This is a genomic window from Burkholderia sp. lig30, assembly GCF_000687455.2.
In the GTDB taxonomy this organism is placed as follows: domain Bacteria; phylum Pseudomonadota; class Gammaproteobacteria; order Burkholderiales; family Burkholderiaceae; genus Burkholderia.
Genome location: NZ_JGVW01000087.1, coordinates 1 through 19,880, shown reverse-complemented (window position 1 = coordinate 19,880; position 19,880 = coordinate 1). Strand labels below are relative to the sequence as shown.

The window sequence follows — 19,880 nt, the reverse complement described above, 5'->3', positions numbered from 1 at the left end:
CCACACCAGCCCGTCAACGATGCAACGTACCGAATTATGCCGGGGCGGTAGCGTTGCCCGGCTTGACTTCGCTACCGCTGCCGCCGGACGACGGATCGCCTGCCGACGGCGTGCTCTTCGGCGAGCGCGGCGGGCGGCCTTCCATGATGTCGTTGATCTGATCGGCGTCGATCGTTTCCCACTCCATCAGCGCGGCGGTCATCGCCTCGACCTTGTCGCGGTTCTCGTCGAGCAGGCGGCGCGCGAGGCCGTACTGCTCGTCGAGCACGCGGCGGATTTCCGCGTCGACCTTCTGCTGCGTCGCCTCCGAGATCGTCCGCGTGAAGCCGCGCCCGAACGGGCTGGCCTCGTTCTCGTCGTCGACATAGACCATCGGCCCGAGTGCGTCGGTCATGCCGAAGCGGGCAACCATCGCGCGCGCGGTCTGCGTCGCCTTGTTGAAGTCGTCCGACGCGCCGGTGCTGATCAGGTTCAGGAACAGCTCCTCGGCCACGCGGCCGCCGAACAGGATCGCCAGGCGATCCAGCAGGTAATCCTTCGAGTAGGTCTCGTTGTCATGCTCCGGCAGCTGCCAGGTCACGCCGAGTGCGCGGCCGCGCGGAATGATCGTGACCTTGTGGACCGGATCGGCCTTCGGCAGCAGCTTCGCGATCACCGCGTGACCCGACTCGTGGTACGCGGTCGCGCGCTTCGCTTCCTCGCGGATCACCGCCGACTTGCGCTCCGGACCCATGAAGATCTTGTCCTTCGCGTCCTCGAAATCCTGCATCTCGACGATCCGCTTGCCGCGGCGCGCGGCGAACAGCGCCGCCTCGTTGACGAGGTTCGCGAGATCGGCACCCGAGAAGCCCGGCGTGCCGCGCGCGATCACTGCCGCGTCGACGTCGTTCGCGATCGGCACCTTGCGCAGGTGCACGCGCATGATCTGCTCGCGGCCGCGGATGTCCGGCAGGCCGACATAGACCTGGCGGTCGAAACGGCCCGGACGCAGCAGCGCCTTGTCGAGCACGTCGGAGCGGTTGGTCGCGGCGATCACGATCACGCCGGAATTGGCCTCGAAGCCGTCCATCTCGACGAGCATCTGGTTCAGCGTCTGCTCGCGCTCGTCGTTGCCGCCGCCCATGCCGGCGCCGCGATGGCGGCCGACCGCGTCGATTTCGTCGATGAACACGATGCACGGCGCGTGCTTCTTCGCCTGCTCGAACATGTCGCGCACGCGGGCCGCGCCGACGCCGACGAACATTTCGACGAAGTCCGAGCCCGAGATGCTGAAGAACGGCACCTTCGCTTCACCCGCGATCGCACGGGCGAGCAGCGTCTTGCCGGTGCCCGGAGGGCCGACCAGCAGCACGCCGCGCGGGATGCGGCCGCCGAGCTTCTGGAATTTCTGCGGATCGCGCAGGAAGTCGACCAGCTCGGACACTTCCTCCTTCGCTTCGTCGCAGCCCGCGACGTCGGAGAAGTTGACCGCGTTGGTGTTCTCGTCGATCAGCCGCGCCCGCGACTTGCCGAACGAGAATGCGCCGCCCTTACCGCCGCCCTGCATCTGCCGCATCATGTAGAACCAGAACACGATGATCAGCAGCGTCGGCCCCAGGTAATACAGCGCGGACATCAGCGCGCTCGGCTCGTCGTCGGCCTTGCCGCTGACCTGCACACCATACTTCATCAGATCGCCGACCATCCAGATGTCGCCGGGCGACACGATCTGGTATTTCGTGCCATCGGCCGGAGTGACGGTGAGGTTGCGCCCCTGCACGACGACGTTCTTGACCTTGCCGTTCTTCGCGTCGTCCATGAACTGCGAATACGACACACCTTCCTGGACGCGGGGCTTGTCGAACTGCTTGAACACTGTAAACAGCACCAGTGCGATGACCAGCCACACTGCTGCCTTCGAGAACATATTGTTGTTCAAAGCACCACTCCTTCACTCATAGACGAGCACCTACATTTCCCTTGCGGTGCTCCTCAGGCATTCTAATCCAGTCCCTAGCCCCCTGCCATAACCATTGATAACCGGCGCGATAGCGTACGGCTTGGCTGGCAAGGGCCGGAGCCCGTTTTACGGCACGTCGCCCCGCGTCAGTGCGGGTGCTTCAGGTGCCGGCCCAGGATGAACGTCTCGGACGATTTGTCGCGGGACGCCTTGGGCTTGCGTGGCGCGACCGTCCTGAACTGATGCTTGAATTTCTCGACGATCTGGCTATAGCCACTGCCGTGGAAACACTTCACCAGCAACGCGCCATCCGGCTTCAGGTGATTCTGCGCGAATTCGAGCGCCAGATCGCACACGTGCTCGATCCGCGCAGCATCGGCGCTGGCCACCCCGGACAGGTTGGGGGCCATGTCTGAAATTACAAGGTCCACCGGCCGCCCTTCGAGCACTTCCTCCAACTGGTGCAGCACCGAGTCCTCCCGGAAGTCGCCCTGGATGAAGTGCACGTCGGCGATCGGCTCCATCGGCAGCATGTCGAGCGCGATGATCGTGCCGTCGATGCCGCCCTGGCGCGCCGTGTCGCGCTGCTTGCCCTGCGCGAGCTTGTTGCGCGCGTACTGGCTCCAGCTGCCCGGCGCCGCGCCCAGATCGACGATCACCTGGCCCGGACGGATCAGCTTGTCCTGCTCGTCGATTTCCTTCAGCTTGTATGCCGCGCGCGCACGGTACCCTTCCCGCTGCGCCATTTTGACGTACGGATCGTTGATGTGGTCGTGCAGCCAGGATTGGTTAAAGCGATTCTTTGCCATGCGAGAGAGAGATTACTGCCCGTTTGCTTCGTGAGGCCGCGCTTTTGGCGGATAATACGCGTCTTATTCGCGCGGCTGCCGGCCTCAAAGAGGCCCAAGCCGCGATTTTACGTGGTTTCGGCGCGCGGCTGATCGCGGCTTGCGCCAGCGTTGCGCGCCCTTATTTGTGAATTCGATACTCCATGCCCGCCCTTTCGCTTTCTCCCGCCGAGCGCTCCGCGCTGCGCTCCCAGGCCCATGCGCTCAAGCCGGTCGTGCTGATCGGCGCCGAAGGGCTCACTGACGCCGTGCTGGCGGAAATCAGCGTGCACCTTGCCGCGCACGAGCTGATCAAGATCCGCGTGTTCGGCGACGAACGCGACGCACGCGTCGCGATCTACGACGAGATCTGCGACCGCCTGAGCGCCGCACCGATCCAGCACATCGGCAAGCTGCTCGTGATCTGGAAGCCCGAGGAAGCCGCCCCGGCACCGGCACGCGGCCGCCGCAGCGGCACGCTGCCGAGCGCGGGTGAAGCCGCGTCCGCCGGCGAAACCGACAAGAAGGGCCGTGCGCCGCGCGTCGTCAAGGTCGTCAAGCAATCGCCGAACGCAAGCCCCGTGCGCCGCCCGAGGCCGCAAAAAGTCGTGGTGCGCGGCAACGAGCGCGTGACCGCGGGCGGCAACGTCAAGCGTGCGAAAAAGCGCCAGACGAGCACCAAGCGCCCGCACCAGGACAAGTAACGCCGCCCGGCACGGCCTCCATGCGGGGCCGTGCGCCGCCGCGCGTCATGCGTCGCGCGTCGGCAGCTTCCAGATCAGCATCAGCCCGAGCACGCTCTCGACCAGATAGAACAGGCTCGAGATGCCGTGCAGCATCCCGAAACGGCTCGCGTAGGCCGAATGCCCGACGTCGGTGCCCGCCTCCTGGGCGGCGATCCGCAGCGCATTCATGAACGGCTGCAACGCGAAATAGCCGATCAGCACGCAGCCGACCATGGCCGCCAGAACCCAGCGCAGGCGGCGATATTCGTCGCAGCCGCGCCGCACCAACAGGTTCGCCAGCGCAAGCAGCAGCACGCCGCATACCACGCCAATGGTTGCCTCGATGCGGAACAGCCGTGCGGCGACCGAGCCGGCCGTCATCCGCTCCAGCCGGTTGAACAGCACGGGCGCGACCGCGTAGCCGATCGTCAGCAGACTGCCGACCCACACGGTCGACAGCAACCGGAACACGCGGTGCGGCATCACGGCCGTGCGCATCTCAGACGTAGCTGACCGAGATGATTTCGTACTCGCGCACGCCGCTCGGCGCCTGCACCGCCGCGACGTCGCCTTCGGACTTGCCGATCAGCGCGCGGGCGATCGGCGAGCTGACCGAGATCAGGCCGTGGTCGATGTCGGCTTCGTCGTCGCCGACGATCTGGTACTTGACGGTGCTGCCCGACTCGAGATCCTCGAGTTCGACCGTCGCGGCGAAAACCACGCGGCCGTCGGCGTCGAGCACGGTCGGATCGATGATCTGCGCGGCCGACAGCTTCGATTCGAGTTCCGCGATGCGACCCTCGATGAAGCCCTGCTTTTCCTTCGCGGCGTCGTATTCGGCGTTTTCGGACAGATCGCCCTGTGCGCGGGCCTCCGCGATCGCGTTGATCACGGCCGGCCGCTCGACGGACTTGAGGCGCTGCAATTCATCGCGCAGGAGTTCTGCGCCACGCTTTGTCAACGGAATGGTGCTCATAAACGGCTTCAATCGCTAAAAACGGCTATAAAAAAAATCACCGCGATTAAGCGCATCCCCGGCGGACCGCCGGGAACGCCGCCTAATCGCGGCACGTGTTGCTTCTACAGGTAACTGACCGCTTAGTTTAGGCGAGCATGAAGACCTTGTAAATCATAGACTTCCAGGTTCTTCAGGTAGCGCAAGCCTTCGACGGCCGCGCGCGCGCCCGACATCGTCGTGTAGTACGTGACCTTGTGTGCCTGCGCGCTCATCCGGATCGAACGTGAATCGGCGATCGCCTGGCGCGTCTCGTCGACCGTCGTGAACACGAGTGCGATCTCGCCGTTCTTGATCATGTCGACGATGTGCGGACGGCCGTCCTTCACCTTGTTCACGACCTTCACCGGCACGCCGGCCGCCTCGATCGCGGCTGCCGTGCCCTTCGTCGCGACGAGCGGGTAGCCGAGTTCGTGCAGCATGCGCGCGACTTCGACTGCCTTCGGCTTGTCCGCGTCCATCACGGTCAGCAGCACCGTGCCCGACTCCGGCAGGCGCGAGCCGGCCGCGAGCTGCGACTTGAACAGCGCCTCGCCGAACGTCTCGCCGACGCCCATCACTTCACCGGTCGAACGCATTTCGGGCCCGAGCACCGGGTCGACGGCCGGGAACTTGATGAACGGGAACACCGCTTCCTTCACGCTGAAGTACGGCGGCACGACTTCCTTCGTCACGCCCTGCTGCGCGAGCGTCTGGCCGACCATCGCGCGCGCCGCGATCTTCGCGAGCGGCAGGCTGGTCGCCTTCGACACGTACGGCACCGTGCGCGACGCGCGCGGGTTCACTTCGAGCACGTAGATGATGTCCTGCTTCGAGCCGTCCGCCTGCGGCACCTGCTGGATCGCGAACTGCACGTTCATCAGGCCGATCACGTTCAGCGCCTTCGCCATCGCGCCGGTCTGGCGCTTCAGCTCGGCGACCGTCTCCTGCGACAGCGAGTACGGCGGCAGCGAGCATGCCGAGTCGCCCGAGTGGACGCCCGCCTGCTCGATGTGCTCCATCACGCCGCCGATGAACACGGCCTCGCCGTCGCAGATGCAGTCGACGTCGCATTCGATCGCGTCGTTCAGGAAGCGGTCGAGCAGCACCGGCGAATCGTTCGACACCTTCACGGCCTCGCGCATGTAGCGCTCGAGGTCGCGCGGCTCGTGGACGATTTCCATCGCGCGGCCGCCCAGCACGTACGACGGACGCACGACGAGCGGATAGCCGATTTCGGCAGCCAGCGCGAGCGCTTCGTCTTCGGCGCGCGCGGTGCGGTTCGGCGGCTGGCGCAGGCCGAGGTCCTGCAGCAGCTTCTGGAAGCGCTCGCGGTCTTCCGCGGCGTCGATCATGTCCGGCGACGTGCCGACGATCGGCACGCCGTGCGCCTCGAGGTCGAGCGCCAGCTTCAGCGGCGTCTGGCCGCCGTACTGGACGATCACGCCGGTCGGCTTTTCCTTGTCGACGATCTCGAGCACGTCTTCCAGCGTCAGCGGCTCGAAGTACAGGCGGTCGGACGTGTCATAGTCGGTCGACACCGTTTCCGGGTTGCAGTTGACCATGATCGTCTCGTAGCCGTCCTCGCGCATCGCGAGCGCTGCGTGCACGCAGCAGTAGTCGAACTCGATACCCTGGCCGATCCGGTTCGGGCCGCCGCCCAGCACCATGATCTTCTTGTTCGTGGTCGGCTGCGCCTCGCACTCTTCCTCGTAGGTCGAGTACATGTAGGCCGTCTTCGTCGCGAACTCGGCCGCGCAGGTGTCGACGCGCTTGTAGACCGGGCGCACGTTCAGGTCGAGACGGCGGAGGCGCACGTCTTCCGGCGTCGCGCCGAGCAGCTTCGCGAGGCGGCGGTCGGAGAAGCCGCTCTGCTTCAGGTAGCGCAGCTCGTCGCGCGTGATCGACGCGAGCGTGCGGCCGGCGAGCGCCTTTTCCTTCAGGACGATCTGTTCGATCTGCGCGAGGAACCACGGGTCGATCGCCGTCTCGCGGAAGATTTCCTCGGCCGTCATGCCGATGCGGAACGCGTCGCCGACGAACCAGATGCGGTCCGGGCCCGGCTCGTGGATCTGGATCGCGATCTCGTCGCGGTCGGTCGACTTCTCGTCGAGACCGTCGACGCCGACTTCGAGGCCGCGCAGCGCCTTCTGGAACGATTCCTGGAACGTGCGGCCGATCGCCATCACTTCGCCGACCGACTTCATCTGCGTCGTCAGGCGCGAATCCGCCTCACGGAACTTCTCGAACGCGAAACGCGGGATCTTCGTGACGACGTAGTCGATCGTCGGCTCGAACGACGCCGGGGTCTGGCCGCCGGTGATTTCGTTCTTCAGCTCGTCGAGCGTGTAGCCGACCGCGAGCTTTGCCGCGACCTTCGCGATCGGGAAGCCGGTGGCCTTCGACGCGAGCGCCGACGAACGCGACACGCGCGGGTTCATCTCGATCACGACCATGCGGCCGTCCTTCGGGTTGATCGAGAACTGCACGTTCGAGCCGCCGGTGTCGACGCCGATCTCGCGCAGCACCGCGAGCGATGCGTTGCGCAGGATCTGGTATTCCTTGTCGGTCAGCGTCTGCGCGGGCGCGACGGTGATCGAGTCGCCGGTGTGCACGCCCATCGGGTCGAGGTTCTCGATCGAGCAGACGATGATGCAGTTGTCGGCGCGGTCGCGCACGACTTCCATCTCGTATTCCTTCCAGCCGAGCAGCGATTCCTCGATCAGCAGCTCGCGCGTCGGCGACAGGTCGAGGCCGCGCCGGCAGATTTCTTCGAACTCTTCACGGTTGTACGCGATGCCGCCGCCCGAGCCGCCGAGCGTGAACGACGGACGGATCACGACCGGGTAGCCGCTGCCGCCGGTGGCCGCCATGATCTCGGCGTGCACCTGGGTCGCCTCTTCCATCGAGTGCGCGACGCCCGACTTCGCGGAGCCGAGACCGATCTTGGTCATCGCGTCCTTGAACTTCTGGCGGTCTTCCGCCTTGTCGATCGCTTCCGGCGACGCGCCGATCAGCTCGACGCCGAATTTCTCCAGCACGCCGTGGTGGTGCAGGTCGAGCGCGCAGTTCAGCGCGGTCTGGCCGCCCATCGTCGGCAGGATCGCGTCCGGGCGCTCCTTCTCGATGATGCGCGCAACCACTTCCCACGTGATCGGCTCGATGTAGGTGACATCGGCCGTGTTCGGGTCGGTCATGATCGTCGCCGGGTTGCTGTTGACGAGAATGACCTTGTAGCCTTCCTCACGCAGCGCCTTGCATGCCTGCGCGCCCGAGTAGTCGAACTCGCAAGCCTGGCCGATGATGATCGGGCCGGCGCCGATGATGAGGATGCTGTTGATGTCTGTGCGTTTTGGCATGGCTTGTGAATTCAAAAAGTAATCGTTGTCGTGTGGCGGCCGGCTGCGCTCAGCCCATCGTCGCGAGCGCGAGCTTCACGGAGAAGCCGATGAAGAGGCCGCCCACACTGCTTGCCGCGCCCGCCGCGAGCTTGCGGCGGCGGCGGAAATGCTCGGCCAGGCGCGCGCCCGCGAAGATCAGCGTGCTCAGGTACAGGAAGCTCGCGCATTGCGCGATCGCTCCGAGCACGAAGAACGGCAACGCGGGATGCGGGAACGCCGGGTCGACGAACTGAATGAAGAACGAGATGAAGAACAGGATCGCCTTCGGATTCAGGAGGCTCACGACCAGCGCCTTGCGGAACGGCTTGTCGAAAGAGCGCTCGCCGTCGGCCGCGCGCGGCGCCTCGGCAGCCTCGCCGGCGCCCGCGCGCAGCTTGCGCCACGCGCCGCGCAGCATGCCGGTGCCGATATAGAGCAGGTACGCGGCGCCGCCGTACTTGACGGCGGAGAACAGCAGCGGATTGGCCTTCAGCAGCGACGAGACGCCCGCCGCCGACAGGACCATCAGCACGGTATCGCCGAGAAACACGCCGCAGGCCGCGCGATAGCCGGCCTTCACGCCGCGCTGCGCGGCAAGCGACAGCACGTACATCGAGTTCGGCCCCGGCAGCAGGATGATGAACACCACCCCGAACACATAGGTCCAGAGATCCGTGATGCCGAGTGCGTGACCGAACATGATGCGTGCCTCCCGCGCGTTATGCGTTGCGCTGCTTGGCCGCGTCCATCAACGCGGTGAAGCGGTCGAACAGGTAGCCGATGTCGTGCGGGCCCGGCGATGCCTCCGGGTGACCCTGGAAGCAGAACGCCGGACGGTCGGTCAGCTCGAAGCCCTGCAGCGTGCCGTCGAACAGCGACACGTGCGTGACGCGCGCGTTCGCCGGCAACGAATCGGCGTCGACCGCGAAGCCGTGGTTCTGCGACGTGATCACCACGCGGCCGTCGCCGAGATCCTTGACCGGGTGGTTCGCGCCGTGGTGGCCCGTCTTCATCTTGAGCGTCTTCGCGCCGACCGCGAGGCCCATGATCTGGTGGCCGAGGCAGATGCCGAAGGTCGGCACGCCGCGCTCGAGGAAGGTCTTCGTCGCCGCGATCGCGTAGTCGCACGGTTCCGGATCGCCGGGGCCGTTCGACAGGAACACGCCGTCCGGATTCAGCGCGAGCGCCTCTTCCGCGCTGGCCTGGGCCGGCAGCACGGTCACATGGCAGCCGCGCTCCGCGAGCATGCGCAGGATGTTGTACTTGACGCCGAAATCGTAGGCGACGACGCGGTACTTCGGTGCGGTCTGCAGGCCGTAGCCGCTGCCGAGGCGCCATTCGGTCTGCTTCCATTCGAACGGCTTGGGCGTCGACACGACCTTCGCGAGATCCATGCCGGCGAGGCCCGGGAACGAGCGCGCGAGCTCGATCGCCTTCGCTTCGTCGTCCGAGCCGGCCAGGATGCAGCCGCTCTGCGCGCCCTTGTCGCGCAGGATGCGGGTCAGCTTGCGGGTGTCGATGCCGGCGATCGCGACGACGCCTTCGTCGCGCAGGTAGTCGCTGAGCGTGCGATCCATGCGGAAGTTCGACGCGAGCGTCGGCAGGTCGCGGATGATCAGGCCGGCGGCATGGACTTTCGTGGCTTCGACATCCTCGGCGTTGACGCCGACGTTGCCGATATGCGGATAGGTGAGCGTGACGATCTGGCGCGCGTAGCTCGGGTCAGTCAGGATTTCCTGATAGCCGGTGATCGCGGTGTTGAACACGACTTCGCCGATCGTATGGCCAACGGCTCCGATCGAATAACCACGAAAGACCGTGCCGTCGGCGAGTGCGAGCAAAGCGGGAGAAAAAGACGGCAACACGGGAGGCTCCTTGGGGAACACCCTGCTGCCGACCTGTTTACCCTGCCGCGCGAGCGCCGCGCTGCGATGACGCGCGCGGTCGCCTGCTGGACGCTGCCTGCTGTCGCGCCGCGAAACCGGCGTGCAGCACGCGGGGTTCGCGACATCGCCCGGCAGGTGGCGTGCGGCGGATGAACGGGATGAGTGAGGTAGGCGCTAGGGTGCGAGGTTGATCAGCACAAACTTTCAAATTATAGCCCGAAAATGCCCTTATCTTCAATCGAAACGGCCGCTTGATGCGGGTATCGTGATGCGCGCATCCTGCCGCCGGCCGCCGCTCCGTTTCCGGAACCGGCCCAGTTGCAGCGTACCCCTGTGTCCGCCATCCTGGCCAGAGGCCCGCCGCGCGCCCCAAAAAAGAAAACGCCGTCACCCCCGGTGACGGCGTTTCGTCGGACGATTTTGCTCGCGCGGCCCGCATGTGGAACGCAGTGCGCGCCCGGCCGGTTACTTCTTCTTGCCCTTGTGCGACGCCTTCGACGCGCCGGCCTTCGCCGGGCCGCGCTTCGCGCCACGCGCGGCCTTGCCGCCCGCGCTCAAGCTCGCGCGCTCGATCCGCCCGCCACCAACCGACGTCGCGATGCGCTCGGGCCCCGGCTCGGCGGGCATCGCGCGCCCGACCGGAACGTGCAGCACCAGCGTCTGCCCCGCCATCACCATGTCGCGCCGCGCGCGGTTCCACGACTTCAGCTGGGCCACCGACACGCCGTAGCGGCTCGCGATCGCCGCCATCGACTGCTTGCGGCGCACGCGGATCAGCATCTTGCGCGTGTCCGGCACGTCAGGCTCCATCGCCAGCACGCCGTTTTCCGCGACGTCCGCGCTGATGTCCTCGTCGTCGTCGTCCGCGCGCGGCACGACGATCGTCGAGCCGGGCTTCAGGCGCATGCCCGCCGGAATCTTGTTCACCTGCATCAGCGTATCGGCGTCGACGCCGATTTTTTCCGCGATCGCCGCCGGGCGGGCGCGCTCGCTGACCGTATAGGTGGTCCACGACGACAGCGCGCCGTTGTACGACTTCAGGTTCTTCTCGAACGCCCCCGCGTTGTCGAACGGCAGCAGGATCTGCGGATCGGTCGCGCTGAGGATCACCGGCTTCGCGAACGACGGGTTGAGCGCCTTGAACTCGTCGGGCGACATGTCCGCGAGCCGCGCCGCGACCTTCACGTCGATGTCGCGCGACGTCGTGACCGTCACGAAATACGGGTGGTTCGGGATGTCCGGCAATGCGAGGCCGTATTGCTGCGGGTGCGCGATGATGTTCTTCACCGCCTGCAGCTTCGGCACGTAGTGGCGCGTCTCGTTCGGCATCCGCAGGCTCTGGTAGTCGGTCGGCAGCCCGGCCGCCTGGTTGCGCGCGATCGCGCGCTGCACGTTGCCTTCGCCCCAGTTGTACGCGGCGAGCGCGAGATACCAGTCGCCGAACATGTCATGCAGGCGCGACAGGTAGTCGAGCGCGGCGCTCGTCGACGCGAGCACGTCGCGCCGCTCGTCCTGCCACATGTTCTGCTTCAGCTTGTACGTGCGGCCAGTGCCGGGAATGAACTGCCACATGCCGGCCGCCTTCGCGACGGACAGCGCCTGCGGGTTGTACGCCGACTCGATGAACGGCAGCAGCGCCAGCTCGGTCGGCATGTGCCGCGCCTCGAGCTCCTCGACGATGTGGTACAGGTATTTCTGCGAGCGCTCGGTCATGCGCTGCACGTAGTCCGGGCGCTGCGCGTACCAGGTGGTCTGCATGTCGACGAGGTCGGTCTGCAGGTCGGGCATCTGGAAACCGCGACGGATGCGCGCCCACAGATCGGCGTCGGCGCTCGTCAGGTCGCCGACCGACTGCTTGTCGACGTCGACGGTTTCCCTGGCGGTGGCGGACTTGCGGAGGAAATTGGACGCTGCCTGCGGATCGGCGGCGGAATTGGCGGCAGGCCCCTGGCTCGCACACGCGGCGAGCAGCAGAACCAGCAGCGCACTCAGTAAAAGTCGCATGAAAATCTCGGCTTCCGACGGCTGGAAATTGGAGGCGATACTACGGAAGTGCATGCTTCACGTCAATAAAAACACCGAAAACTCAGCCAAATCTGATATTTGGGGCCGTTTTCAGAGATTCGTATCGAGCTTTGGACTCCTCGAAAAACCCTCACCGGAACCGGTTCTTCCACTCGCGAATCAGCGTGAATGCGGCCAGCCGATCCGACACCCGTTCATGCAGCAGCGCTTCGAGCGTGGCCCGGATCTCCGCGCTGTCCGCGCGCAGGAACGGATTCACCGCGCGCTCGTGCGCGATCGTCGTCGGCAGCGTCGGCTCGCCTCGCGCGCGGCGAGCCTGCGCGTCGTCGCGCCACGCGCCGAGCGCCGCGTTGCCCGGCTCGCAGGCGAGCGCGAAGCGGATGTTCGACAGCGTATACTCATGCGCGCAATGCACCCGCGTGTCGCCCGGCAGCGCCGCGAGCGCATCGAGCGAGGCCAGCATCTGCGCGGGCGTGCCCTCGAACAGGCGGCCGCAGCCGCACGAGAACAGCGTGTCGCCGCAAAATACGTGCGGATGCAGCGACGCTGCGCCTTGGCCGGCCGTGCCTGTACCGGCCCTCTGAAAATACGCGATATGGCCCCGCGTGTGGCCCGGCACGTCGAGCACGTCGAACGACAGCGCCGGCGCGTCGAGCGTCACGCGCGCACCGCCGGCGACCGGCCGCGTGACGACGCCGATCGCTTCATCAGCGGGACCGAACACGGGCAGCGGCACGCCGGCCGGCTGGCTGTCGATGAGGGCCGCGACGCCGCCGACATGGTCGGCGTGGTGGTGCGTGAGTAAAATAGCGGTGAGCCGCCAGCCTCGTTCGTCGAGGTACCGGCGCACCGGAGCGGCTTCGCCCGGATCGACGGCGATCGCATCGCTGCCGTCCGACACGAGCCAGATGTAGTTGTCCTCGAATGCCGGTACCGGCACATATTCCAGCTCGTTCATGGGCGCGCAATCATCGCTATGTCTGATCGACAAATTATAGACTGGCCCGCCTGGACCGACTCCCCGCCCGGCCGTTACGTGCTGGACTGGGAGCAAGCACTGCTCGACCGTACCGTGTCCGACGTGTTCGGCTTTCACGCGCTGCAGCTCGGCCTGCCGCAGCTCGACGCGCTGCGCGAGAACCGCATGCCGTGCCGCGGCCTCGTGCTCGACCCGGCCAGCGGCGCGAGCGCGCCCTACCAGTACCCGTGGGCGCGCGAGGCGCACAGCCCCGAGCACGCGCCCGCCGGGCGCAGCACCGTCTGGTGCGACCTGCTCGACCTGCCGTTCGAGTCGCAAAGCGTCGACCTGATCGTGATGCCGCACACGCTCGAATTCACGTCCGACCCTCACCGGCTGCTGCGCGAGGCCGAGCGCGTGCTGATGCCCGAGGGCCAGCTCGTCATCACCGGCTTCAATTCGCTCAGCCTGTGGGGGATGCGCCAGTCGTTCGGCAGGATGGCGAACCGCCCGTTCGTGCCGGCCGCGCGGGACCAGATCGCGTTCATCCGGCTCAAGGACTGGATCAAGCTGCTCGGCTTCGACCTGGAACGCGGCCGCTTCGGCTGCTACCGCCCGCCGCTCGCCACCGACCAGTGGCTCGCCCGCTATGCATTCATGGAAGCGGCCGGCGACCGCTGGTGGCCGATCTTCGGCGCCGTCTACATGGTGACGGCCGTCAAGCGCGTGCGCGGCATGCGGCTCGTCGGCTCGATCAAGATGAAAAAGCCCGTGCTCGCGCCGGGCCTGACGCCCGCGGCCTCCCCGACCACCCATCAAGAACATTCATGACTACCGACACCATCGACATCTACACCGACGGCGCCTGCAAGGGCAATCCGGGCCCGGGCGGCTGGGGCGCGCTGCTGCGCTACGGCGACAAGGAAAAGGAAATGTTCGGCGGCGAGCCGAACACGACCAACAACCGCATGGAGCTGATGGCCGTGATCGCCGCGCTCGAAGCGCTGAAGCGCGAATGCCGCGTGGTCGTGCACACCGATTCGCAGTACGTGCAGAAAGGCATCAGCGAGTGGATCCACGGCTGGAAGAAGAAGGGCTGGATCACCGCGTCGAAGACGCCGGTGAAGAACGCCGACCTGTGGAAGCGGCTCGACGCGCTCGTCGCGCAACATCAGGTCGAATGGCGCTGGGTGAAGGGCCATGCCGGCCACCCCGAGAACGAGCGCGCCGATGCGCTCGCCAACCGCGGCGTCGAGTCGCTCGCGGCCGCCTGATCCTGACCGACACCCCGATTTTCCGTTTTTCCCGACATGCGCCAGATCATTCTCGATACCGAAACCACCGGCCTGAACGCCCGCACCGGCGACCGCATCATCGAAATCGGCTGCGTCGAGCTGCTGAACCGGCGGCTCACCGGCAACAACCTGCACTTCTACGTCAATCCCGGGCGCGACAGCGATCCGGGCGCGCTCGCGGTGCACGGGCTCACGACCGAGTTCCTGAGCGACAAGCCGAAGTTCGCGGAGATCGCCGACCCGTTGCGCGACTTCGTGCGCGACGCGGAACTGATCATCCACAACGCGCCGTTCGACCTCGGCTTCCTCGACGCGGAATTCGCGCTGCTCGGCCTGCCGCCGTTCGCCGAGCAATGCTCGGGCGTGATCGACACGCTCGTGCAGGCCAAGCAGATGTTCCCCGGCAAGCGCAACTCGCTCGACGCGCTGTGCGACCGGTTCGACATCAACAACGCGCACCGCACGCTGCACGGCGCGCTGCTCGACTCGGAACTGCTCGCCGAGGTGTATCTCGCGATGACGCGCGGTCAGGACAGCCTCGTGATCGACATGCTCGACGACGGCGCGTCCGAGGACGGCGCGGGGAACGGCCAGCGCGTGTCGTTCGCGGCGCTCGACCTGCCGGTGCTCGCCGCGAGCGACGACGAGCTGGCCGCGCACCAGGCGCAGCTCGACGCGCTCGACAAGTCGGTCAAGGGCACCTGCATCTGGCGGCAGGCCGCGGCCGGCGACGACGCGGGCGCGTAAGCGCCGCGCCTACGCGCGCGGCTGCAGCGCGATGACGGTCATGCCCGCCAGCGCGAGCGCCGCGCCCGCCGCGTCCCAGCGGGTCAGCGCGACGCCGTCCACGGCGCGCAGCCAGACGAGCGCGACCGCGATGTACACGCCGCCGTACGCCGCATAGGTGCGCCCCGCCGCACTCGGGTGCAGCGTCAGGAGCCACGCGAACAGCGCGAGCGACAGCGCGGCGGGCGCCAGCAGCCACACCGGCCGGCCCGCCTTGAGCACGAGCCACGGCAGATAGCAGCCGACGATTTCCGCGAGCGCGGTGGCGGCGAACAGCGCCGCTATTTTCATCAGTTCGATCATCTCGAATCGGTTCCCCCGAGGCCGAGCGACGGGCAACGAACGCCCCTCCGCAAGCCGCCGATTATGCCCGAGCGCAACCCGACGGCACGGGCATTCCCGCGCAATCCGCTCGATCATCGCGCATCGTGCTATCATGTCGCCTGCTTCAACACTCAATCTCTTTCAATTCGATTTTGAGACAAGTCCGTTCGCGCACCATCGCGCGGCGCTTCGCCTCGAATCGCACCGACAGAAAAGCGTGCCCGCCGGGCAGTTTTTTTCGTTTCGCCGCCCCTTCCGGGGGGCATCTCGCCAGATCGCCGGACACGCCGTCCGCACTGGCTCGCCGCACGCATCACGCGGCCTTATCTTCATGAGCGCGATGTCGCGACGGCCCACCGGGCCCGCATCGAGGCAGGTCATTTTTTGCAGTAAACGCTTAATGGCTTGACTCGACGCGCCGCACCCGACATCGCGCTTGCCGGCAAACCGTGTCGAACGGGCTTCCCCCGCTTCGGCGCAGTCAAAGGAGTGCATGACCTTGACCGCTACACACGCCAGCCCAGCTGCTGCTTCCTCCCCCGCGCCGGACAGCGCGCCCCTCGCCGCAGACGACATCACCGTCGTCGACCGGAACCTGCTCAAGCGCGCGGTCGGCGCGATGGCCATCGGCAATGCGATGGAATGGTTCGATTTCGGCGTCTACAGCTACATCGCCGTTACGCTCGGCAAGGTGTTCTTCCCGTCCACCAGCCCGTCCGCGCAGTTGCTCGCGACCTTCGGCACGTTCGCCGCGGCGTTCCTCGTGCGCCCGCTCGGCGGCATGGTGTTCGGCCCGCTCGGCGACCGCATCGGCCGCCAGCGCGTGCTTGCGATGACGATGATCATGATGGCGGCCGGCACCCTGGCGATCGGCCTGATCCCGAGCTATGCGTCGATCGGCATCATGGCGCCCGTGCTGCTGCTCGTTGCGCGCCTCGTGCAGGGCTTCTCGACCGGCGGCGAATACGGCGGCGCCGCAACCTTCATCGCCGAGTTCTCGACCGACAGGCGGCGCGGCTTCATGGGCAGTTTCCTCGAATTCGGCACGCTCGTCGGCTACGTGATGGGTGCGGGCGTCGTCGCGCTGCTGACCGCGTCGCTGTCGCAGGAGGCGCTGCTGTCGTGGGGCTGGCGCGTGCCGTTCCTGATCGCCGGCCCGCTCGGCCTGATCGGTCTCTACATCCGGATGAAGCTCGAGGAAACGCCCGCGTTCAAGCGCCAGGCCGAAGCCCGCGAGGCGCAGGACAAGGCGGTGCCGAAGGCGCGCTTTCGCGAGACGCTGGCGCGCAACTGGCGCGCGATGCTGCTCTGCGTCGGCCTCGTGCTGATCTTCAACGTCACCGACTACATGGCGCTGTCGTACCTGCCGAGCTATCTGTCGTCGACGCTGCATTTCGACGAGGCGCACGGCCTCGTGCTGGTGCTGGTCGTGATGGTGCTGATGATGCCGATGACGCTCGCCGCCGGCCGCCTGTCGGACACCGTGGGCCGCAAGCCGGTGATGCTCGCCGGCTGCGTCGGCTTCCTGCTGCTGTCGACCCCGGCGCTGCTCCTGATCCGCAGCGGCGACACGCTGCCGGTCTTCGGCGGCCTGCTGATCCTCGGCACGCTGCTGTCGTGCTTCACCGGCGTGATGCCGTCGGCGCTGCCGGCGCTGTTCCCGACCGAGATCCGCTACGGCGCGCTCGCGATCGGCTTCAACGTATCGGTGTCGCTGTTCGGCGGCACGACGCCGCTCGTGACCGCGTGGCTCGTCGACGCCACCGGCGACCTGATGATGCCGGCGTATTACATGATGGGCGCGGCGATCGTCGGCATCGTGTCGGTGCTGGCGCTGACCGAAACCGCGCGCCAGCCGCTGAAGGGCTCGCCGCCCGCCGTCGCGACGCGCCGCGAGGCACACGAGCTGGTGCGCGCGCTGCGTGACGGCGATGCGCGCCGTGACGCCGACGTGTATGGCACCGTGTCGGCTGCGCGCGCGTAAGCGCCGCACGAAATGAAAAACCCCGGCGGGTGCCGGGGTTCCGAATGCGGCGGCCTGTCGCCACCGCTCGATCGGCTGGTATCGGCCGATCAGCCGGAATGGCTAGATGACTCGATGGCGACCTGCACGACCGAAGCGGTCCGAACGGCGCGCAGCCGGCCGGGCTGCCGCCCTTTCGGGGAGAACGCGGCGCTCACGCATGCGCGCCATCGTGCCACGCATCGACCAATTCGCGCGAGTGCGACACCGCCGCCTGCGCACCCTTCGCCGCGACGATCAGACCGACCTGCCCGAGATTGAAATCGTGCGCGACCATCAACTGCGTCAGCGTCACCAAAGGCAGGACGACCGACGGATGGTACAGGTTGGCTTCAATCCAGGCTTTCATCATCGACTCCATCAAGCGCGGCGGATCACCGATGAAGTGCATTGTAAGAACGGCCGCCGCCCGGATAAATCACATCGCCGCGAAGTCACTTGTCGTCGGCAGCGAATAATCGCCGCGCCACGCAGCCTGGGGCCAGATCACACTGATCAACAGCCCTAAGCGAGCGGTGTCCCGATGAATGCGGGCAGCGCCTCCGCACGCGCGGAATGCGCGGCGAGCGCCGGAAAGCGCGCCGCATCGATGCGGGCCAGATCGGGATAGTCGGACGCCATGAACTGCGTGAAGCGCCACACGACCGCGACGGTCACGTCCGACTGCATCACGCGCTCGCCGCCGAGCCAGCCCGTGACGCCCGCGATGCGCTTCTCCAGTTCGCCGTACGCGGCCTCGAGCTGCCCGAGCACCCGGTCGAGCCACGGCTGGTGCCGCTTCTCGCCCGGACGCAAGCCTTCCTCGTAGACCACCTGGACCGTCTTCTCGGCCGCGGCCAGCGCGAAGCCGACCAGTTCGAGCGCGCGCACGCGGGCATCGAGGGCGTCGGGCAGCAGCCGCCGCTCCGGCGCGGCGAGGTGGTCGAGGTAATCGAGGATCAGCGACGAGTCGAGCAGCGTCGCGCCGTCGCCGGTGACGAGCGTCGGCACCTTGACGACCGGATTGATCGCCTTCACCTGGTCGAACTGCCGGAACACCGACAGCGACTGGTGTTCGAACGGGAGGTCGAGCAGTTTCGCCGAAATGGCGACGCGTCGCACGAATGGGGAATCCAGCATGCCGATCAGCTTCATTACGATTTGCTCCGCTTTCGGGGATGGGATCGACGACTGTAGCAGCGTCCGCACCGCGCGCCTAGCCGCGGCCGTGCCACGGGCCTGTCCCGCTTGCCCGGCCCACTGGCTCGCTCCATCAGCTCGCCCCGCCTGCCCTACGTAACGGCCACACCGCCCACCCATGCATGTCGGCAACCGCCACACGCCGATACGCTTGATGCGTGTCAAATCGGTGCCCCACAGCGCTGCGACAGTGACGATAATGCAGATTCGTCCGACCTCTCCCAAAGGATCGCCATGTGGTATGCCCTCGTCGAGCAGCAGCGTCAATGGTTGCGCGCGTGGCGCGCGGCAACCCGGCATGCGTTCGAGGCGTGGCCGGCGGCTACGCTGCCGCATGCCGCGTCGTCTTGTTACGCAGACCTGTTCGAGCCGCTCATCGGGCCGGACGCCGAGCCGCCGCCATTCGCGATCGAACCGCTCGAGCTCGACGGCCAGCGCGTCGCGATCGACGAAGCGGTCGTCGCGCAGACGCCGTTCTGCCGGTTGCTGCGCTTCTCCCGCGCACACGCGGCCCGCGCGCCGCGCGCGGTGCTGCTGTGCGCGCCGCTCGCGGGCCATGCGGCCGTGATGATGCGGGAGACCGTCGAGACGCTGCTCGCCGATGGCGACGTCTACGTGACCGACTGGGCGAACGCCCGCGACGTGCCGACCGAGGCGGGACGCTTCGGACTGGACGAGTACGTGACGATGCTCGACGATTTCGTCGACACGCTGATGCGCGACGCGCGGCCGCTGCACGTCGTCGCGGTCTGCCAGGCCACCTTCCCCGCGCTCGGCGCGCTCGCGTTGCGCGCCGGCCGTGACCTCGCGCCACCGGCAAGCGTCACGCTGATCGGCGGCCCGATCGATACACGGCTCAATCCGAGTACGCTCGGCCATGCGGCGAACGCGCATTCGCTCGACTGGTGCCGCGACAACCTGATCGACGTGGTGCCCAACGGTTTCGCGGGCCGCGGCCGCAGTGTGTTTCCCACCTACCTGCAACAGGCGGAGATCGCGATCGTCTATCCGCAGCGCTACCTGACGCTGATCGGGCACTACACGCAAGCCGCGTCGCGCGCCGACCCCGGCGCGCTGGACGACGCGCGGCGCGCGATGCGCGAGTACACCGCACTGCTCGACATGCCGGCCGAATACTTTCTCGATACGCTCGACCTCGTGTTTCAGCGCGCCTGCCTCGCGAATCGCACATGGCAGGTGCATGGCGTGCCCGTGGAACCGGCCGCGCTTCACGGCACCGCGCTGCTGACCGTGGAAGGCACCCTCGACGCCGTCACCGGCGCCGGGCAGACGCATGCCGCGCACGAACTGTGCTGCGGCCTCGCGCCCGTCGAGCGGCATCGGCTCGACGTCGACGGCTGCGATCACTACGGGCTCTTCACCGGCGCGCACTGGCGCGACGACGTGCATCCGGCGCTGCGTGCCATATTCGCGCAGGCGGAATCCGGCGGCGCGCCGACACGGCACTGAACGCGCCGTGCCCGGTCGCGTGTCAGCCAGGCGCGGCCGCGCCCGGCTCGCCGCGCGCGGCGTCGAGCA

18 protein-coding genes are annotated in these 19,880 nt (G+C 67.0%); 6 read left to right on the top strand and 12 right to left on the bottom strand.

Annotated elements, in window-relative coordinates:
* Positions 1-34 precede the first annotated feature (34 nt).
* Both ftsH and LIG30_RS16935 read right to left on the bottom strand, forming a co-directional pair.
* A complete protein-coding gene (gene ftsH, locus LIG30_RS16940; protein ID WP_038713775.1) occupies positions 35-1,918 on the bottom strand; it encodes an ATP-dependent zinc metalloprotease FtsH in 1,884 nt (627 codons plus the stop codon).
* 167 nt (positions 1,919-2,085) lie between these two features.
* Positions 2,086-2,748, bottom strand: a complete 663-nt coding sequence (locus LIG30_RS16935; protein WP_038713774.1) for an RlmE family RNA methyltransferase — start codon at positions 2,746-2,748, stop codon at positions 2,086-2,088.
* Between the two features lie 182 nt (positions 2,749-2,930).
* Between LIG30_RS16935 and LIG30_RS16930 the strand changes: the two genes are divergently transcribed.
* Positions 2,931-3,470: a YhbY family RNA-binding protein gene (locus LIG30_RS16930; protein WP_038713773.1), complete on the top strand. Its 540-nt coding sequence runs from the start codon at positions 2,931-2,933 to the stop codon at positions 3,468-3,470.
* A 45-nt stretch (positions 3,471-3,515) separates the two neighbouring features.
* On the opposite strand, the gene LIG30_RS16925 is transcribed toward LIG30_RS16930, so the two are convergent.
* From LIG30_RS16925 to gloB, 7 genes are all read right to left on the bottom strand, one after another.
* Complete coding sequence (locus LIG30_RS16925) at positions 3,516-3,974, bottom strand: DUF4149 domain-containing protein (RefSeq protein ID WP_038713958.1); 459 nt, start codon at positions 3,972-3,974, stop codon at positions 3,516-3,518.
* A gap of 16 nt (positions 3,975-3,990) precedes the next feature.
* Positions 3,991-4,467 carry a transcription elongation factor GreA gene (gene greA / locus LIG30_RS16920; RefSeq protein ID WP_038713772.1) on the bottom strand — a complete coding sequence of 159 codons (477 nt, stop codon included), beginning with the start codon at positions 4,465-4,467 and terminating at the stop codon, positions 3,991-3,993.
* 122 nt (positions 4,468-4,589) lie between these two features.
* Complete coding sequence (gene carB / locus LIG30_RS16915; RefSeq protein WP_038713771.1) at positions 4,590-7,844, bottom strand: carbamoyl-phosphate synthase large subunit; 3,255 nt, start codon at positions 7,842-7,844, stop codon at positions 4,590-4,592.
* Between the two features lie 49 nt (positions 7,845-7,893).
* Positions 7,894-8,565 carry a leucine efflux protein LeuE gene (leuE, locus tag LIG30_RS16910; protein WP_038713770.1) on the bottom strand — a complete coding sequence of 224 codons (672 nt, stop codon included), beginning with the start codon at positions 8,563-8,565 and terminating at the stop codon, positions 7,894-7,896.
* Positions 8,566-8,584: 19 nt separating this feature from the next.
* The gene (gene carA / locus LIG30_RS16905; protein WP_038713769.1) at positions 8,585-9,730 is read right to left on the bottom strand and encodes a glutamine-hydrolyzing carbamoyl-phosphate synthase small subunit; all 1,146 of its coding nucleotides are present in this window, start codon (positions 9,728-9,730) and stop codon (positions 8,585-8,587) included.
* 486 nt (positions 9,731-10,216) lie between these two features.
* A complete protein-coding gene (locus LIG30_RS16900) occupies positions 10,217-11,755 on the bottom strand; it encodes a transglycosylase SLT domain-containing protein (RefSeq protein ID WP_038713957.1) in 1,539 nt (512 codons plus the stop codon).
* Between the two features lie 151 nt (positions 11,756-11,906).
* Positions 11,907-12,734 carry a hydroxyacylglutathione hydrolase gene (gloB, locus tag LIG30_RS16895; protein ID WP_038713768.1) on the bottom strand — a complete coding sequence of 276 codons (828 nt, stop codon included), beginning with the start codon at positions 12,732-12,734 and terminating at the stop codon, positions 11,907-11,909.
* 18 nt (positions 12,735-12,752) lie between these two features.
* On the opposite strand from gloB, the gene LIG30_RS16890 reads away from it, so the two are divergent.
* Genes LIG30_RS16890 through dnaQ form a run of 3 tightly spaced genes read left to right on the top strand, consistent with a single transcriptional unit; the run spans position 12,753 to position 14,776 of the window.
* Positions 12,753-13,565 (top strand): class I SAM-dependent methyltransferase, encoded by an 813-nt coding sequence (locus tag LIG30_RS16890; protein ID WP_038713767.1) that lies wholly within the window; start codon positions 12,753-12,755, stop codon positions 13,563-13,565.
* A complete protein-coding gene (rnhA, locus tag LIG30_RS16885; protein WP_038713766.1) occupies positions 13,562-14,008 on the top strand; it encodes a ribonuclease HI in 447 nt (148 codons plus the stop codon). Before LIG30_RS16890 ends, rnhA begins: the two co-directional genes overlap by 4 nt.
* Before the next feature lie 36 nt (positions 14,009-14,044).
* Positions 14,045-14,776, top strand: a complete 732-nt coding sequence (gene dnaQ, locus LIG30_RS16880) for a DNA polymerase III subunit epsilon (protein WP_038713765.1) — start codon at positions 14,045-14,047, stop codon at positions 14,774-14,776.
* A 9-nt stretch (positions 14,777-14,785) separates the two neighbouring features.
* Here dnaQ and LIG30_RS16875 read toward each other — a convergent pair whose 3' ends face one another.
* Complete coding sequence (locus tag LIG30_RS16875; RefSeq protein ID WP_038713764.1) at positions 14,786-15,118, bottom strand: YnfA family protein; 333 nt, start codon at positions 15,116-15,118, stop codon at positions 14,786-14,788.
* Between the two features lie 514 nt (positions 15,119-15,632).
* Between LIG30_RS16875 and proP the strand changes: the two genes are divergently transcribed.
* Positions 15,633-17,123: a glycine betaine/L-proline transporter ProP gene (gene proP, locus LIG30_RS16870; protein WP_038713762.1), complete on the top strand. Its 1,491-nt coding sequence runs from the start codon at positions 15,633-15,635 to the stop codon at positions 17,121-17,123.
* 193 nt (positions 17,124-17,316) lie between these two features.
* On the opposite strand, the gene LIG30_RS16865 is transcribed toward proP, so the two are convergent.
* Together LIG30_RS16865 and LIG30_RS16860 are read right to left on the bottom strand one after the other, a co-directional pair.
* Positions 17,317-17,514, bottom strand: coding sequence for a hypothetical protein (locus LIG30_RS16865; RefSeq protein ID WP_038713955.1), 198 nt, complete (start codon positions 17,512-17,514; stop codon positions 17,317-17,319).
* A 152-nt stretch (positions 17,515-17,666) separates the two neighbouring features.
* Complete coding sequence (locus LIG30_RS16860) at positions 17,667-18,296, bottom strand: glutathione S-transferase family protein (RefSeq protein ID WP_038713761.1); 630 nt, start codon at positions 18,294-18,296, stop codon at positions 17,667-17,669.
* A gap of 279 nt (positions 18,297-18,575) precedes the next feature.
* Between LIG30_RS16860 and phaZ the strand changes: the two genes are divergently transcribed.
* Entirely contained in the window at positions 18,576-19,811 is a 1,236-nt protein-coding gene (gene phaZ, locus LIG30_RS16855; RefSeq protein WP_038713759.1) for a polyhydroxyalkanoate depolymerase, read from the top strand.
* Positions 19,812-19,880 lie beyond the last annotated feature (69 nt).

Bases quoted from the DNA above. Each gene is read 5' to 3' on its own strand.
- LIG30_RS16890 (WP_038713767.1), top strand. From the start codon at position 12,753: ATGTCTGATCGACAAATTATAGACTGGCCCGCCTGGACCGACTCCCCG.
- phaZ (WP_038713759.1), top strand. From the start codon at position 18,576: ATGTGGTATGCCCTCGTCGAGCAGCAGCGTCAATGGTTGCGCGCGTGG.
- rnhA (WP_038713766.1), top strand. From the start codon at position 13,562: ATGACTACCGACACCATCGACATCTACACCGACGGCGCCTGCAAGGGC.
- dnaQ (WP_038713765.1), top strand. From the start codon at position 14,045: ATGCGCCAGATCATTCTCGATACCGAAACCACCGGCCTGAACGCCCGC.
- LIG30_RS16860 (WP_038713761.1), bottom strand. From the start codon at position 18,296: ATGAAGCTGATCGGCATGCTGGATTCCCCATTCGTGCGACGCGTCGCC.
- LIG30_RS16875 (WP_038713764.1), bottom strand. From the start codon at position 15,118: ATGATCGAACTGATGAAAATAGCGGCGCTGTTCGCCGCCACCGCGCTC.
- gloB (WP_038713768.1), bottom strand. From the start codon at position 12,734: ATGAACGAGCTGGAATATGTGCCGGTACCGGCATTCGAGGACAACTAC.
- LIG30_RS16900 (WP_038713957.1), bottom strand. From the start codon at position 11,755: ATGCGACTTTTACTGAGTGCGCTGCTGGTTCTGCTGCTCGCCGCGTGT.
- LIG30_RS16930 (WP_038713773.1), top strand. From the start codon at position 2,931: ATGCCCGCCCTTTCGCTTTCTCCCGCCGAGCGCTCCGCGCTGCGCTCC.
- LIG30_RS16865 (WP_038713955.1), bottom strand. From the start codon at position 17,514: ATGATGAAAGCCTGGATTGAAGCCAACCTGTACCATCCGTCGGTCGTC.
- proP (WP_038713762.1), top strand. From the start codon at position 15,633: ATGACCTTGACCGCTACACACGCCAGCCCAGCTGCTGCTTCCTCCCCC.
- LIG30_RS16935 (WP_038713774.1), bottom strand. From the start codon at position 2,748: ATGGCAAAGAATCGCTTTAACCAATCCTGGCTGCACGACCACATCAAC.
- carB (WP_038713771.1), bottom strand. From the start codon at position 7,844: ATGCCAAAACGCACAGACATCAACAGCATCCTCATCATCGGCGCCGGC.
- leuE (WP_038713770.1), bottom strand. From the start codon at position 8,565: ATGTTCGGTCACGCACTCGGCATCACGGATCTCTGGACCTATGTGTTC.
- LIG30_RS16925 (WP_038713958.1), bottom strand. From the start codon at position 3,974: ATGCCGCACCGCGTGTTCCGGTTGCTGTCGACCGTGTGGGTCGGCAGT.
- greA (WP_038713772.1), bottom strand. From the start codon at position 4,467: ATGAGCACCATTCCGTTGACAAAGCGTGGCGCAGAACTCCTGCGCGAT.